Source organism: Micromonospora gifhornensis, from assembly GCF_016863515.1.
GTDB lineage: Bacteria > Actinomycetota > Actinomycetes > Mycobacteriales > Micromonosporaceae > Micromonospora > Micromonospora gifhornensis.
The window spans coordinates 176026-190719 of sequence record NZ_BOPA01000017.1 but is presented as its reverse complement, the minus strand read 5'-3'; the positions used below and the strand labels follow the sequence as shown (position 1 = coordinate 190719).

Sequence of the window (14694 nt, the reverse complement as noted above, 5' to 3'; positions counted from 1 at the left end):
TACCGCCCGGCAGTCTCGTCGAGACTTCCCGGGCGGTAGTGGAGGTCCCCCGCCATGCACGGCGGGTCGCCGCCGCGCTGCGCCCGTACGACCAGGGTAGTGCGACCCCGAGCGTACGACATACGCGCAGCTTAGGCGGCGTGGCGCAGGGCGAGGTCAGCTCGGCTGCTTCTCGCGCAGCTCCTTGATCTTGGCCTTCTTGCCCCGCAGCTCACGCAGGTAGTAGAGCTTGGCCCGACGGACGTCACCGCGGGTCACGACCTCGATCCGGTCGATCGCCGGGCTGTTGATCGGGTAGGTCCGCTCGACACCGACGCCGAAGCTGAGCTTGCGAACGGTGAAGGTCTCGCGCAGTCCGTCACCCTGGCGGCGGATGACGACGCCCTGGAAGATCTGGACCCGGGACCGGTTGCCCTCGACCACCCGGGCGTGCACCTTGACGGTGTCACCGGCACGGAAGGCGGGAAGGTCGGTGCGCTTCGACTGGGCGTCAAGGGCGTCCAGGATGTTCATCGCTGCGTCCTCGTGAGGCTCACGGCGCACCGTCAATCGGCGCGCGGATGGGTGATACTGATCCCCGGGTGGTGGTCGGTGGCACCAGACCCCGGTCGGGGATCCTCGCAGCCGTCCACGGCGCAGACGTCTGCGGCAACCCCTCTACTTTGCCACATCGGGTCCGGGCACCGGAAACCCGCCCCGGTCCAGCGCCGCCACGTCCCGTTTGTCCAGCTCCCGGGGGTCGAGCGCGGCGAGCATGTCGGGCCGACGACGGCCGGTACGCTCCAACGCCGCGTCCCTGCGCCAGCGGGCGATCCGGCCGTGGTCACCGGAGCGCAGCACCTCCGGCACGTCCAGCCCCCGCCAGGTCGCCGGCTTGGTGTACATCGGCGCCTCCAGCAGCCCGTGCGCGTGCGACTCCTCGGTCAGCGAGCCGGCGTTGCCGAGCACCCCGGGCAGCAGCCGGACGACCGCCTCCAGGATCACCAGCACCGCGACCTCACCACCGAAGAGCACGTAGTCGCCGAGGCTGACCTCGGTGACCGGCATCCGGGTCGCCGCATGGTCGAGCACCCGCTGGTCGATGCCCTCGTACCGGCCGCAGGCGAAGAGCAGGTGCGGCTCGGCGGCCAACTCGTACGCCAGCGCCTGGGTGAACGGCACGCCGGCCGGGGACGGCACCAGCAGCCGGGGCGCAGCCGACTCGGCGGGGGCCAGGGCGTCCAGCGCCGCACCCCACGGCTCGGGCCGCATCACCATGCCGGGCCCGCCACCGTACGGAGTGTCGTCGACGGTGCGGTGCACGTCGTGGGTCCAGCTCCGCAGATCGTGTACGCCCAGCTGCAGCGTGCCGTTGGCCCGCGCCTTGCCGATCAGCGACAGGTCCAGCGGAGCGAAGTACTCCGGAAAGATCGACACGATGTCGACGCGCATCAGGGGTGCTCCGCGGGGATCAGAGGTCGAGCAGGCCGTCGGGCAGGTCGACCACGACGCGACCACCGGCGAGATCGACCTCGGGAACCATCACCTTGATGAAGGGAATCAGCGCGGTACGCCCCTCGGGGCGACGCAGCACCAGCAGATCCGAGGCGGGTGCGTGGTCGATCCGGGCCACCTCGCCCAGGCGCTCCCCGGCCGGGGTGACCACGGCGAGCCCCACCAACTGGTGGTCGTGGAACTCCTCCGGGTCCTCCGGCGGGGCCACGTCGGCGCTGTCCACGGCGAGCAGAGTGCCCCGCAAGGCCTCCGCGACGTTGCGGTCCAGCACACCCTCGAAGGCGACCAGGAGATGACCCTGGTGCCAGCGGGCAGCCTCCACGGTCAGCTCGGCGGGCACCTCGTAGCGCTCTCCCGGGCTGGCGGCCGGCTCCTGATGGCCACGGGGAACCGCCCCCGGCGTGGTGGTCAACACCATGCCGGGGGCGAACCGCGTCTCGGGCTCGTCCGTACGGACCTCCACGGTGACCTCACCGCGGATGCCGTGCGGCTTACCGATCCTGCCGACGATGAGCTGCATCAGTACGAGTCGACGATGTCGACGCGCACGCCGCGCCCACCGATGGAGCCGATCACCTGGCGCAGTGCCTTGGCGGTCCGACCGGACCGCCCGATCACGGTGCCCAGGTCCTCGGGGTGCACGCGAACTTCGAGCCGCTTGCCCCGACGGGAGTCGACCATCCGGACGCGTACGTCATCGGGGTGGTCGACGATGCCCTTGACCAGGTGCTCCAACGCCGGCCGCAGTGCCATGTCAGGCCTGCTCGCCGGAGTCCGCAGCGGCCGGCGCCTCGGCCTTCGACTCCTCGGCCTTCGGCGCCTCAGCCTCGGCCTTGGCGGCCTTCTTCGCCGGCTTGGCCGGGGTGTCCGCCACACCGGCGGCGGCCTTCGCCTCGGCCTCGTAGGCGGCCGTGCGGTCGACCCGCTCCGGCGCCACCTTCAGCGGCGGCGGGGCCGGCAGGCCCTTGAACTTCTGCCAGTCACCGGTCAGCTCCAGCAGCCGCTGCACCGCCTCGCTCGGCTGCGCGCCGACGGACAGCCAGTACTGGACCCGCTCCGACTTGACCTCGATCACCGAAGGGTCTTCCTTCGGCTGGTAGATGCCGACGAACTCGATCGCCCGGCCGTCACGCTTGGTGCGCGAGTCGGCGATGACGATGCGGTACTGCGGGTTGCGGATCTTGCCCATCCGCAGGAGCCGGATCTTTACGGCCACGGTTGTTTCGCTCCTGTTGCGATCTCACCGGCCCAGGTGGGCGGTGTGCACGGGTGAGCGCCAACCGGCACAGTGGGGTTGGGCCGGAGACTGCTCGGGTGGACTGGCGACGCGACCGGGTTAGAGGGCGCCGGACGCGCGCCGGATACCAGCCAGCCATTCTGCCAGATCCACCCCGGATCCCTCACATCGGACCGGGGCGGGTCACCCGAACCAGCCCGCATGTGACACAGAACACAGCCGGCTCAGCGTACGGGCGGGCGGTCCCAGCCGGCCGGTAGCCACTGCGGGGTTTCCCACTCCGGGGGCGGGGCGAAATCGCACCAGGTGCCGTCGAAGGGGAACTCACCGGCCTCGGCCAGGGCGATCACCCGCTTGCCCTCGGCTCGTACGGCCGCCTCGTCGGTCACCCAGTAGTGCTCCGGGAAGGCCAGCCGCTCGACGAACTCGCCCTCGTCCTTCCACTCCCAACTGCGGTCGGGTCGGACCCAGACGTCGAGATCCTGGTCGATGATGTCGACGCCGGCCAGCCCGCCGTCGTCCCACCGGACGCCGTTCTCCTCCAGGTTGACGTACCACCCGGTGAACCGCCCCTGCGCGTCCCGGAACCACCAGACGGAATGCGCCGCCCCGGCAGGCAGGAACTTCAGCAACGGCGGCCCGTTCCACCGCCCCTGCTTCAGCTGGAACGTCGGAGTGAGCCACTCGGCAAACGGAACCTCCCGCATCCCCAGCCCGGCAGCGTTCACCTCCGCCGCGACCGCCGACCCTTCGGCCACCCACAACAGCAGCCCACGCTCGTCGTCGCTGACCACCCGGGCAGGCCGCACCCACCCGATCCGCCCACGCCGCACGTTGCGGTGCACCACCAACCGCCCCACCTCAAACCTCACACCCCGACCCTACCGCCCCCCAACCCCCGCGATCTTGCACTTCTGGTCGCCGAAATGAACCTTTTATTCGGGTTCACCCCGACAGAGAGTGCAAGATCGACGGGCAGAGCGGGGGTGGGGTGAGGACGGGGTGGGGGTGGGGTGGGGTGGGGGTTAGTAGGCGCGGGCGAGGATGGCGGTGAGGTTGGGTTCGTCTTCGGTGTCGGGGACGGAGTTGTCGGCGCGGAGCAGGCAGCGGACGGTGACGCCCTGGGCGTTGGCCTTGGCCTCGCCTTCGATGCCTACCGCCGACCACGGAACGCGGGCCCAGCCGGTGGCGGCCGCCTCGATCGCCTCGTCGAGGGTGGCGACGTCGGTGGTGCGGGACTGGCGGAAGGCCAGGGCCTGGTCGTGCAGCGACTGCTGGTCGGCGTCCAGGGCGGCGAGCACCGCGCCGACCACGTCCGCGATGGGGGTGGGGGCCTTCGAGCCGTCCGTACGCCGGACCACGACCGCGTTGCCGGCGGCCAGGTCGCGGGGGCCGACCTCGACGCGTACCGGGTAGCCGCGCAGCTCGGCGTCGACGGCCCGGCGGCCGAAGGGGGTGTCGGTGCGGTCGTCGAGCATGACCCGGACACCGGCGTCGCGCAGCGCGTCGCGCAGCTTGGCCGCCGCCTCGCCCACACCCTCGCCGTCCTTGACCACCATGACGTACGCCTGCACCGGCGCCAGCTTCGGCGGCACCCGCAGCCCGTTGTCGTCGCCGTGGCACATGATCAGACCGCCGAGCATCCGGGTCGAGGTGCCCCAGGAGGTGGTCCAGGCGTGCTCCCGGCCGCCCTCGGCCGAGGAGTAGCTGATGTCGAACGCCTTGGCGAAGTTCTGCCCGAGCTCGTGGCTGGTGCCGAGCTGCAGCGCCTTGCCGTCGCCCATCATGCCTTCGCAGGTGTACGTGGCGGTCGCCCCGGCGAACCGCTCCCGGGCGGTCTTGAGCCCGACCACCACCGGGATGCCGAGCACGTTGACCATCAGGTCCTCGTACGCCTCGTGCAGGATCTTGCGGGCGTAGGCCCGGGCGTCCTCGCGGGTGGCGTGGGCGGTGTGCCCCTCCTGCCAGAGGAACTCGCTGGTACGCAGGAAGATCCGCGGACGCAGCTCCCAGCGGACCACGTTGGCCCACTGGTTGAGCAGCAGCGGCAGGTCCCGGTACGAGTCGATCCACTTGGCCATGAACTCGCCGATGACCGTCTCGCTGGTCGGGCGCACCACGACCGGCTCGGCCAACTGCTTGCCGCCGCCGTGGGTGACCACCGCCAACTCCGGCGAGAAGCCCTCGACGTGCTCGGCCTCGCGCTTGAGGTAGCTCTCCGGGATGAACAGCGGGAAGTACGCGTTCTCCGCCCCGGCCGCCTTGATCCGGTCGTCCATCTCGGCCTGCATCCGCTCCCAGATGGCATAGCCGGCCGGTCGGATCACCATGGTCCCCCGTACCGGCCCGTTGTCGGCCAGCTTCGCCTTAGCGATGAGGTCCTGGTACCACCGGGGGAAGTCCTCAGCCCGGGGAGTAAGCACGCGCGCCATAACCGCACATCCTATGCAGGGGCGGACGGGGCAGCGCGATCGGGCGCGGCATCACCACCATCAGCGGGTCAGCGGATGACCCGACCGCGCAGCACGATGCGGGCAGGCTCGCGAACCACCCGCAGGTCCCGGCGCGGGTCGTCGGAGTAGACGACGAGGTCGGCGAGACCACCGTCGACCAGGCCGGGAAAGCCCAGCCACTCCCGGGCCCGCCAGGTGGCGGCGGCCAGCACGTCCTCGGTGCTCATGCCGGCCTGCTCGTGCAGCAGCAGCATCTCCTCGGCGGCCAGGCCGTGGTCGATACCACCACCCGCGTCGGTGCCGACGAAGATCGGCACCCCGGCCTCGTACGCCGAACGCACCACCTCGGGGAAGCGGTCCCGCAGGGCGATCATGTGGTCGGCGTACCCGGGGAACTTGGGTCGGGCCTGGTCGGCGATGTGGCCGAAGGTCTGGATGTTGATCATCGTGGGGATCAGCGCGGTGCCCTGCCGGGCCATCAGGTCGATCAGGTCCAGGCTCAACCCGGTGCCGTGCTCGACCGAGTCCACCCCGGCCCGCACCATGATCTCCACGGCCGACTCGCTGAAGGTGTGCACGGCGGCGCGTACCCCGGCGGCGTGCGCAGCGGCCACCGCGGCGGTCATGGTGTCCGCGTCCCAGGCCGGGGCCAGGTCACCGACCCCCCGGTCGATCCAGTCCCCGACCAGCTTGACCCAGCCGCTGCCGGCCGCCGCCTGCTCGGCCACGGTCGCCGCCACCTGGGCCGCCTCGACCTCCACCCCGATGTCGCGCAGGTAGCGCCTCGGCGGCGCGATGTGCCGCCCGGCCCGGACCATCCGGGGCAGGTCGGGTTCGTCCTCAAGCTCCGGGTACGGGAAGGGCGAACCGGCGTCCCGGATCGCCAGCACACCCGCGTCCCGGTCGATCCGCGCCAACGCCCGCGCCTGGTCCAGGGAAGTGATCGGTGTCGCGCCCCGGGCGATGCCGATGTGGCAGTGCGCGTCCACCAGCCCTGGCAGGACGAAGCCGCCGTTGGCGATCGTCTCGGCACCGGGCACCGGTTCGAAGGTGATCCGGTCGCCGACCAGCCACAGATCCCGGACCTCGTCGTCCGGCAGGAGCACACCGCGCACATGCAGAGCCATGCGCACAGTCCTACCGGATCACTCTCCGTCGCCGGCGAGGAGCCCCGCCCGCCGTACGGTCAGCGGGGCGGCTGGCCGCCCTTGCCGAGCTTGTTGAAGTCGATCTTCGGGAGCTTGAAGCCCGGCGGGAGGCCCTGACCGGCCGCCAGGTCCTCCGGCTTCATGCCCGGCGGAAGCTGCGGCATGCCACCCGGGAAGCCACCGGGCATGCCGGCACCGGTACGCGGCCGACCGCCGCCCTTCGTGCCCTTGCGCTTGTTCTTCGGGCTCTTGGTGGCCTTGCGCCGGCCGCCCGGCAGGCCCATCATGCCGCCCATCTGCTTCATCATCTTCTGCGCGTCGGCGAAGCGGTTGAGCAACTGGTTGACGTCCATCACGGTGACGCCGGAACCGTTGGCGATCCGAGCCCGTCGAGAGCCGTTGATGATCTTCGGGTTGGTGCGCTCGGCCGGGGTCATCGACCGGATGATCGCGGTGATCTTGTCGAAGTGCTTGTCGTCCACCTCGGCGAGCTGGTCCTTGACCTGCCCCATGCCGGGCATCATGGCCAGCACGTTGGCGATCGGCCCCATCCGGCGCACCGCGATGAGCTGGTCGAGGAAGTCCTCCAGGGTGAACTGCTCGCCGCCCATCAGCTTGGCGGTCATCTTCTCCTTCTGATCGGTGTCGAAGGCCGCCTCGGCCTGCTCGATCAGAGTGAGAACGTCGCCCATGCCGAGGATCCGGCTGGCCATCCGGTCGGGGTGGAAGACGTCGAAGTCCTCCAGCTTCTCGCCGGTGGAGGCGAACAGGATCGGCTGCCCGGTCACCTCACGCACCGACAGGGCGGCACCACCCCGGGCGTCGCCGTCGAGCTTGGAAAGCACCACGCCGGTGATGCCGACGCCGTCGCGGAACGCCTCGGCGGTACGCACCGCGTCCTGGCCGACCATCGCGTCGATGACGAAGATGACCTCGTCGGGGTCGACCGCGTCGCGGATGTCGGCGGCCTGCTGCATCATCTCGGTGTCGATGCCGAGCCGGCCGGCGGTGTCGACGATGACCACGTCCCGGGCGGCCCGTCGGGCGTGCTCGATCGACGCCTTCGCCACCTGCACCGGGTCACCGACGCCGTTGCCGGGCTCCGGGGCGTACACCTCGACGCCGGCGCGGCCACCGAGCACCTGGAGCTGCCCGACGGCGTTGGGGCGCTGGAGGTCGGCGGCGACCAGCAGGGGCTGGTGGCCCTGGGCCTTGAGCCAGCGGGCCAGCTTGCCGGCGAGGGTGGTCTTACCGGAACCCTGGAGGCCGGCGAGCATGATCACGGTCGGCGGCTGCTTGGCGAACTGGAGCCGACGCCCCTCGCCACCGAGGACGGTGACCAGCTCCTCGTTGACGATCTTGATGATCTGCTGGGCCGGGTTGAGCGCCTGGGAGACCTCCGCACCGCGCGCCCGTTCCTTGACGTTCGCGATGAAGCCCTTGACCACCGGCAGCGCGACGTCGGCCTCCAGCAGCGCGAGACGGATCTCGCGCGCGGTGGCGTCGATGTCGGCGTCGGTGAGGCGTCCCTTGCCGCGGAGCTTGGTGAAGATCCCGGAGAGGCGGTCACTCAAGGTGTCAAACACGCGAACATCCCGATTGTCGTCTTCGGCGGGCACGGTGCGGACACGCGGGTGGCGTCCAGCCCACCGCTAGCCTAGCCCGACCCCGCTTCCCCGGCCCGGCCCAGCCGCCCCCTTCCCGTCGTCCGCGGACCGCATCGCCGAAGTACAGGCCGGCGGGTCCGCCGTATGGCAGGCCCGCCGGGCGGTGCGGCCAGGGCCGACGGTCACGGCGCGACCAGCCCCGACTGGTACGCGAACACCACCAGCTGAGCCCGGTCCCGCGCGCCGAGCTTGACCATGGCCCGACTGACGTGGGTACGCGCGGTGGCCGGGCTGAGCACCAGCCGCTCGGCGATCTCACCGTTGCTCAGCCCTTCGCCGACCAGTCCGAGCACCTCCCGTTCCCGCTCGGTGAGGCTGTCCAGCCGAGGGTGCGGGCGCAACACCCGGACCGACCGATGTGCGAACTCCCGGACCACCCGCCGGGTCACCGAGGGCGACAGCAGCGCCTCGCCCTCGGCGACCAGCCGGATCGCCCGCAGCAGTTCGGCCGGCGGGGCGTCCTTGGTGAGAAAGCCGCTGGCCCCGTATCGCAGCGCGTCGAAGACGTACTCGTCCAGCTCGAACGTGGTCAGCACGATTACCCGGGTACCGCCCAGCCCTGGATCGGCGGCGATCCGGCGGGTCGCCTCGATCCCGTCGATGCCCGGCATCCGGACGTCCATCAGCACCACGTCGGGGCGTACCCGTCGGGCCAGCTCCAGCACGGCGAGCCCGTCGGCTGCCTCGCCCACGACCGTGAGGTCGTCCTCGCTCTCCACCAGGGCGCGCAGGCCTATCCGGATCAGGTCCTGGTCGTCGGCGAGCAACACGCTGATCATTCGGACTCCTCCACGGGCAGTGTCGCGTACACCTGAAATCCCCCACCACTCGCGGCGCCGGTGCGGAAGGTTCCGCCGAGCGCGACCACCCGTTCCCGCATGCCGGCCAGCCCGTAGCCGTGGCCACCGGCCCCCTCCGGTACCGGTCCCCGGCCGGTGTCGGTCACCTCCACCACGATTCCCTCCGGACGGTGGTCGATCCGGACGGTCGCGGTGGCCGGGCCGGCGTGGCGCAGCACGTTGGTGAGGGCCTCCTGCACCACTCGGTAGGCGGCGAGATCGACGGCGACGGGGAGCGTGCTCGGCTCGCCGGTGGTCTCGACGGTCACCGGCAGACCGGCGCCGGCCAGCCGGTCACGCAGCTGCGGCAGTTGCGCAAGACCGGGGACCGGAAAGCGCTCCACGCCCGCCTCACCCGGCTCGTCCCGCTCGTCCCGTCCGTCACGGTCTCGGCCGTCCCGTGTGTCGCGATCGTGCCGCGCCTCACGGTCGTGCCGGTCGTCTCCCCGGACGACGGTCAGCGTGACCCGCAGCTCGTCGAGCGCTTCCTTGCTCGTCCGGCTGATCGCGGTCAACGCGACAGCCGCCTGTTCCGGCTTCCGGTCGAGCAGATGCAGCGCAATCTGGGCCTGCATGTTGATCGCCGCGAGTCCGTGTCCCACGACGTCGTGCACCTCGCGGGCGATTCGCAGTCGTTCGGCGTCGGCCAGTCGCCGCGCTTCGTCCCGTCGTGCCCGGGCCGCGTTCTCCCGCCCGACCCGGACCACCGTGCCGACCGCGAACGGCACCACCACCCAGGCGGCGACGGGCATCAGGCCCGACCAACCGGGCGCCCGCAGCCCCATGAAGACCCCGATGAGCAGGGCGGCGAGGGCGACGACGCAGTCCACCACACCGTCGCGCGCCGGCAGATACGCCGCGACTGTGTAGACCGCGGCGAGCAGCGACACCAGGATCGGCCCGTACGGGTTGCCGAGCAGCAGGTAGGACAGCACCGCCCCGGTCACCACCGCCAGCGTGACCGACGGCCAGCGCCGCCGCAGCGCCAGCGCCAGCGCCGCGACCACCACCAGTGGGTACGCGGCAGGGCCGACGGGCACGCCCTGGTTCGCGCCGGCCGGCGCGGTACCCATCAGCCCGAGCGCGACGAGCGCCGTGGCGAGAGCCACGTCGAAGGAATATCCGCGCCATCCGATTCGGTTGCGCAGCATTCTCATCTCCCGTTCCCGCCCGACCCTCTCGTCCGTCCCGCCTGGCCGGCCGATGCCCCGTTCCGGCTGGTCATTCGCAACCCCCGTTACTGTCCGATCAGCCGACGCCCCGCTGGGATCATCGGTCGCAGTTCCCTTGCTACCGGTCAGCCGATGTCCCGCCGTCGCAGCAGTAGCGCGGCCAGCAGCACAAAGGCGATCAGGTAGACCGCCAGGACGAGGACCGCCTGCCCGGCTCCGACGACCACCGCAACCCCCGGCGTGTCTCGGGGCGCACCGAGTGCCGCCACCAGCGAGCCAGCATTGGGTCCGGGAAGCCCCTTCTGCACCTGGGCCACCCAGTCCAGCAACGGCGCGGCCACCCCGGCGAGCAGATTCTGCACCGCGAGCATCCAGACCAGGCCGAGACCGACGGGCAGGGCCACCGAACGCATCGCCACGGCCAGCACCACACCGAGCATGGTCCAGGTCACGGCGATGAGCCACCCCGCGCCGACCCCGGCCAGCAGGTCGTCGATGGACGGCCAGCGCACCGGCTGCGACTCGGTGACCGCGATCAAAGTACCGGCCACCGCACCCACTGCGAAGACGGCGAGCACCACCACCAGCGCGGCGGCGGCCAGGGCGAGCACCTTGCCGGCGTACACCTCCAGCCGGCTCGGCCCTTGGCTGAGGACGGTCTTCCAGGTGTCCCAGCCGTACTCGCTACCGACAACGAGCACACCAATGATCAGGACGATCGCACCCAGGAAGATCGGCAGTCCGCCGAGGGAGTTGCCCACCAACTGATCCGGCAACAGCATCGGCAGGGTGCGATCGCTGTTCGGACCGCCGGTCCCGCTGCGGATGCTCGCGTACGGCAGGACGTAGGTGAAGGTCAGGGAGGTCACCAGCGCAATGCCGAGTAGCAGCCAGCAGGACGGCCGGCGGACCAGTTTGACGATCTCGGCGGAAAAGCTACGCGACATCGGCGGTGCCCTTCTCGACGAGGTCGAAGAAGACCTGTTCCAGATCACGCTCACGGGGGCGCAACTCGCGCACCGCCACCCCGGCGGTGACCAGTTCGGTGTTGAGCCAGGCCGCCCGCTCCGGCGCGACCGACAGTTCCAGGCCCCCGCCGACCACCCGGACGCGCTCCGTTCCGACCAACGTGCGCGCGTGTGCGACGGCGGCGTCCAGCGGATCGGCCAGCACCCACAGTCCTACCGCGCCACGCAGTTGGGCGATGCTGCCCTCCGCGACGAGGCGCCCTCCGGCGATCACCCCGACCCGGTCGCAGATCTGCTCGACCTCGCCGAGCAGATGGCTGGCGACCAGGACCGTACGGCCGCCCGCGCCGAGCCGACGGATCAGTTGGCGCATGTCCGCCATACCCGCCGGATCGAGCCCGTTGGTCGGCTCGTCGAGAACCAACAGGCGCGGGTCGCGCAGTAGCGCGGCGGCCACTCCCAGGCGCTGCTTCATGCCCAACGAGTAGCCCGCGTACCGGTCGTCGGCCCGGTCCGCCAAGTGCACCAGGTCGAGCACCAGCGCGACCCGGTCCATGCCCACCCCGGCGTGGCGGGCGAGCACCCGCAGGTTGTCCCGTCCGGACAGGTACGGATAGAACGCCGGGCCCTCGATGAGCGCGCCGACGTCGGCGAGGCGGCCGGCACCGGGGGGTCGGCCGAACAGCCGGACCGTCCCGGCGCTGGGCCGCACCAGGCCGAGCAGCATCCGCAGGGTGGTGGTCTTGCCGGCGCCGTTGGGGCCGAGGAAGCCGTACACCTCCCCGGGCCGGACAATCAGGTGGAGATCCCGTACGACGGTTCTGCCGCCGTACCGTTTGCTGAGCGCTTCGGTCTGTACTGACGGTTCCATGCCCTGAGCCTGCCGCCACGTGCGCCGGAGCACGTCGTCCCGCGAGCGACATCGCGGCTACGCTCCGGCGCGTACGCCAGCGCGGGCTGCCGGTTGTTAAGAAGGGGCCCTTGTACTACACGAGGCGTTAATAAGGTGCCCTTCCTTACACACACACCTACACGGCGGCTAGGACGGCGGCTTCGAGGCGGGTGCGTTCGTCGTCGGAGGGCCAGCCGCCCACCAGGTAGAAGACGTCGACCACGTCCCCGCCGAGGGTGGCGATGCGGGCCGCGCGGACCTGGGCGCCGGCGGCGTCCAGGGCGCTTGTCACCCGGTACAGCAGGCCGGCGGCGTCCGCGGCCCGCAACTCCAGCAGCACCGCGTCGGTGGCGGCGTCCCGGTGCCAGACCACCCGTGGTTCGGCCCCGGCCCCCCGTGCGGCCAGGGCCCGTCCCCGCAGTCGCTGGGTGACCGACACGTCGCCACCGACCGCCCGACGCAGGTCGGAGCTGAGCGCCACCGGCTCGGGTGGCAGCCCGTACCGTGGCTGCACCCGGCACTCCACCAGGGCCCGCCCGTCCACCGTCGAGGCGTCGGCCGCGAGCACCTCCAGGCGGTGCAGGGCCAGGCAACCGGCCACCGTGGCGAGCAGGCCACGTCGGTCCGCCGCGGCCACCGCCACGCGGTCCCCGGTCAGGTGTACGACCGGCAGCGGCCCCGCCACCAGCGCCGGGTCCGGGGCGGGCGGTTCGGGTACGGCGCCGGTGTCGAGCGTGGTGCGGACCCGGGCCACCAGTTCGGCGATCAGTCGGCCCTTCCAGTCCGACCAGGCGCCCGGCCCGGTCGCGGCGGCGTCCGCCCGGGCCAGCGCGTGCAGCAGGTCGAGGGTGGTGACGTCGCCGACCGCCTCGGCCACCCCGGAGATGGTCACCGGATCGGCCAGATCGCGGCGGGTGGCCACCTCGGGCAGCAGCAGGTGCAGCCGGACCAGGGTGCCGATCAGTGTCGCCTCGGCAGCGGGCAGGCCGATCCGGGCGGCCATCGCCTCGGCGATCGGTGCCCCGACCGTGGAATGGTCACCCGGCAGACCCTTACCGATGTCGTGCAGGAAGGCAGCGAGCAGCAGCAGGTCGGGGCGGTCCACGTCGCGGGTGTGCCGGCTGGCCTCGAAGGCGGTCTGCACCAGGTGCCGGTCGAGGGTGAACCGGTGCACCGGGTTGTGCTGGGGCAGGCTGCGCAGCCGGGTCCACTCCGGCAGCCAGCCGTCGATCAGCCCGTACCGGTCACAGGTCTCCCAGGCGGGCAGCAGCCCCGCACCGGCGCCCAGCAGGGTGGTCAGCGCGGCTCGGGCCTCCGCCGGCCACGGCGTGGGCAGCGGCGGACAGTAGGTGGCCAGCCACTCGCAGGTGGCGCGGGCGATCGGCAGCCCGGTGACCGCCGCCGCGGCGGCGACCCGCAGCGAGAGGTTGGGGTCGGGGCGGGCCCCGATGGCGGTACGGGCCAGCACCAGTTCGCCGTCGTGCTCGACGACGTCACGGGCAACCGGCCGGCGCAGCGGCCGTCCGTCGGCACCCCGGCGGCGACCGGAGCGCAGCCGGTCGGCGGCGCGGAAGGCGTCGTGCAGGGCATGACTGACGGTACGGGCGTCACCGGCGACCCGACGCAACAGCGCGTCCCCGTCCCCGGCTGGTTCCGCTGAGCCGGCGGTCGGGCCGGTGTCGGGGCCGCCGGGTGCTGTCTGGCGCAGGCCGAGCAGCGCGGCGACTCCCTCGCGTTCCTGGGCCAGCAGGCGGTCGACGCGCCGGCCGACCTGGTGGTGCAGCGCGTCGCGGGTGTCCAGCAGGCGCAGGTGTGCGGCGTGTACGGCGGGCCGCAGCGCGTCGGTGATCCCGGCGATCGCGATGGCCCGCAGGATGCCGACGTCCCGCAGGCCGCCGGCCGCCTCCTTGAGGTCGCCTTCCAGCAGGAAGGCCAGCTCGCCGTGGGCCTGCCAGCGGGCGGTCGTGCTCTCCCGCAGCGGAGCCAGTTGACGTACGGCGGTGCGCCGCCAGTGGTCGGTGGCGCTGCGGATCAGCGTGTCGGCCAGGTCGGGGTCACCGGCGACCAGACGGGCGTCGAGCAGCCCGAGGGCCACCTTGACGTCGTCCTGGGCGACCGACAGCGCCTCGGCGACGGTGCGTACGGAGTGGTCCAGCCGCAGCCCGGCGTCCCAGATCGGGTACCACAGCTCGGCGGCCAACTCGTCGATCCCGGCCACCCCGGAGTGCACAAGCACCAGGTCGAGGTCGCCGTAGGGGGCGCACTGCCGCCGGCCCAGCCCACCGACCGCGAGCAGGGCGACGCCCGGCCGCGGTGGCAGCAGGCGGGCCAGCCAGGTGTCGTACGCGTCCGACCGGGCCCGACGCGCGGCGGCGCCGATCCCGGCCGGTACGCCGACGACCTCGTTGACCTTCGGTGCTGCCGTGGGGCTCGAAGCCGAGGCTTGCCGAGAGGTCAACGAGGTCATCGACGGTGTCTCCTTACAGGGCGTCCAGGCCGCGCTCGCCCGTGCGGACCCGGACGACCTCCTCGACTCCGGTCACCCAGACCTTGCCGTCACCGATCTTGCCCGTCCGGGCGGCACCGACCACCGCGTCGACGATCTTCTCGACGTCGATCTCGTCGGTCAGCACCTCCACCCGGATCTTGGGCAGGAACTCGACGGTGTACTCGGCACCCCGGTAGACCTCGGTGTGCCCCTTCTGTCGCCCGTAACCCTGGACCTCGCTGACAGTCAACCCGGCCACGCCGAGGGCGTGCAGGGCCTCCTTGACGGCGTCCAACTGGTGCGGCTTGATGACCGCGGTCACCAGCTTCATGTCCA

General features: G+C 71.8%; 15 protein-coding genes. All 15 read right to left on the bottom strand.

The features are described from left to right. Positions 1 to 156 precede the first annotated feature (156 nt). The 15 genes from rplS to Vgi01_RS12215 all read right to left on the bottom strand — a co-directional run bounded on the left by rplS (position 157) and on the right by Vgi01_RS12215 (position 14689). The gene (gene rplS, locus Vgi01_RS12285) at positions 157 to 513 is read right to left on the bottom strand and encodes a 50S ribosomal protein L19 (protein WP_102658984.1); all 357 of its coding nucleotides are present in this window, start codon (positions 511 to 513) and stop codon (positions 157 to 159) included. A 144-nt stretch (positions 514 to 657) separates the two neighbouring features. Next, complete coding sequence (gene trmD / locus Vgi01_RS12280) at positions 658 to 1431, bottom strand: tRNA (guanosine(37)-N1)-methyltransferase TrmD (protein ID WP_204291073.1); 774 nt, start codon at positions 1429 to 1431, stop codon at positions 658 to 660. 19 nt (positions 1432 to 1450) lie between these two features. Further along, entirely contained in the window at positions 1451 to 2014 is a 564-nt protein-coding gene (rimM, locus tag Vgi01_RS12275) for a ribosome maturation factor RimM (RefSeq protein WP_204291072.1), read from the bottom strand. After that, entirely contained in the window at positions 2014 to 2274 is a 261-nt protein-coding gene (locus tag Vgi01_RS12270; RefSeq protein WP_175440282.1) for an RNA-binding protein, read from the bottom strand. Before Vgi01_RS12270 ends, rimM begins: the two co-directional genes overlap by 1 nt. Beyond that, positions 2249 to 2710, bottom strand: coding sequence for a 30S ribosomal protein S16 (gene rpsP / locus Vgi01_RS12265; protein ID WP_126711518.1), 462 nt, complete (start codon positions 2708 to 2710; stop codon positions 2249 to 2251). The genes Vgi01_RS12270 and rpsP overlap by 26 nt, the downstream gene beginning before the upstream one ends. Before the next feature lie 245 nt (positions 2711 to 2955). Next, a complete protein-coding gene (locus Vgi01_RS12260) occupies positions 2956 to 3603 on the bottom strand; it encodes a ribonuclease FAU-1 family protein (protein WP_204291071.1) in 648 nt (215 codons plus the stop codon). Positions 3604 to 3756: 153 nt separating this feature from the next. Next, positions 3757 to 5163, bottom strand: coding sequence for a proline--tRNA ligase (gene proS, locus Vgi01_RS12255; RefSeq protein ID WP_204291070.1), 1407 nt, complete (start codon positions 5161 to 5163; stop codon positions 3757 to 3759). Between the two features lie 68 nt (positions 5164 to 5231). Then, complete coding sequence (locus tag Vgi01_RS12250) at positions 5232 to 6311, bottom strand: amidohydrolase family protein (RefSeq protein ID WP_204291069.1); 1080 nt, start codon at positions 6309 to 6311, stop codon at positions 5232 to 5234. A 59-nt stretch (positions 6312 to 6370) separates the two neighbouring features. Then, the gene (gene ffh / locus Vgi01_RS12245; protein WP_102659888.1) at positions 6371 to 7918 is read right to left on the bottom strand and encodes a signal recognition particle protein; all 1548 of its coding nucleotides are present in this window, start codon (positions 7916 to 7918) and stop codon (positions 6371 to 6373) included. 203 nt (positions 7919 to 8121) lie between these two features. Continuing rightward, positions 8122 to 8778 carry a response regulator transcription factor gene (locus Vgi01_RS12240; RefSeq protein WP_102659887.1) on the bottom strand — a complete coding sequence of 219 codons (657 nt, stop codon included), beginning with the start codon at positions 8776 to 8778 and terminating at the stop codon, positions 8122 to 8124. Beyond that, the gene (locus tag Vgi01_RS12235; protein WP_204291068.1) at positions 8775 to 9989 is read right to left on the bottom strand and encodes a sensor histidine kinase; all 1215 of its coding nucleotides are present in this window, start codon (positions 9987 to 9989) and stop codon (positions 8775 to 8777) included. Before Vgi01_RS12235 ends, Vgi01_RS12240 begins: the two co-directional genes overlap by 4 nt. 146 nt (positions 9990 to 10135) lie before the next feature. Further along, on the bottom strand, positions 10136 to 10957 hold the full coding sequence (locus Vgi01_RS12230) for a DUF2705 family protein (RefSeq protein WP_102659885.1): 822 nt from the start codon (positions 10955 to 10957) through the stop codon (positions 10136 to 10138). After that, positions 10947 to 11849, bottom strand: coding sequence for an ABC transporter ATP-binding protein (locus tag Vgi01_RS12225; RefSeq protein ID WP_102659884.1), 903 nt, complete (start codon positions 11847 to 11849; stop codon positions 10947 to 10949). The genes Vgi01_RS12230 and Vgi01_RS12225 overlap by 11 nt, the downstream gene beginning before the upstream one ends. Positions 11850 to 12006: 157 nt before the next feature. Further along, positions 12007 to 14337, bottom strand: a complete 2331-nt coding sequence (locus Vgi01_RS12220) for a [protein-PII] uridylyltransferase (protein WP_204291067.1) — start codon at positions 14335 to 14337, stop codon at positions 12007 to 12009. A gap of 13 nt (positions 14338 to 14350) precedes the next feature. Further along, on the bottom strand, positions 14351 to 14689 hold the full coding sequence (locus Vgi01_RS12215; protein ID WP_165521895.1) for a P-II family nitrogen regulator: 339 nt from the start codon (positions 14687 to 14689) through the stop codon (positions 14351 to 14353). Positions 14690 to 14694 lie beyond the last annotated feature (5 nt).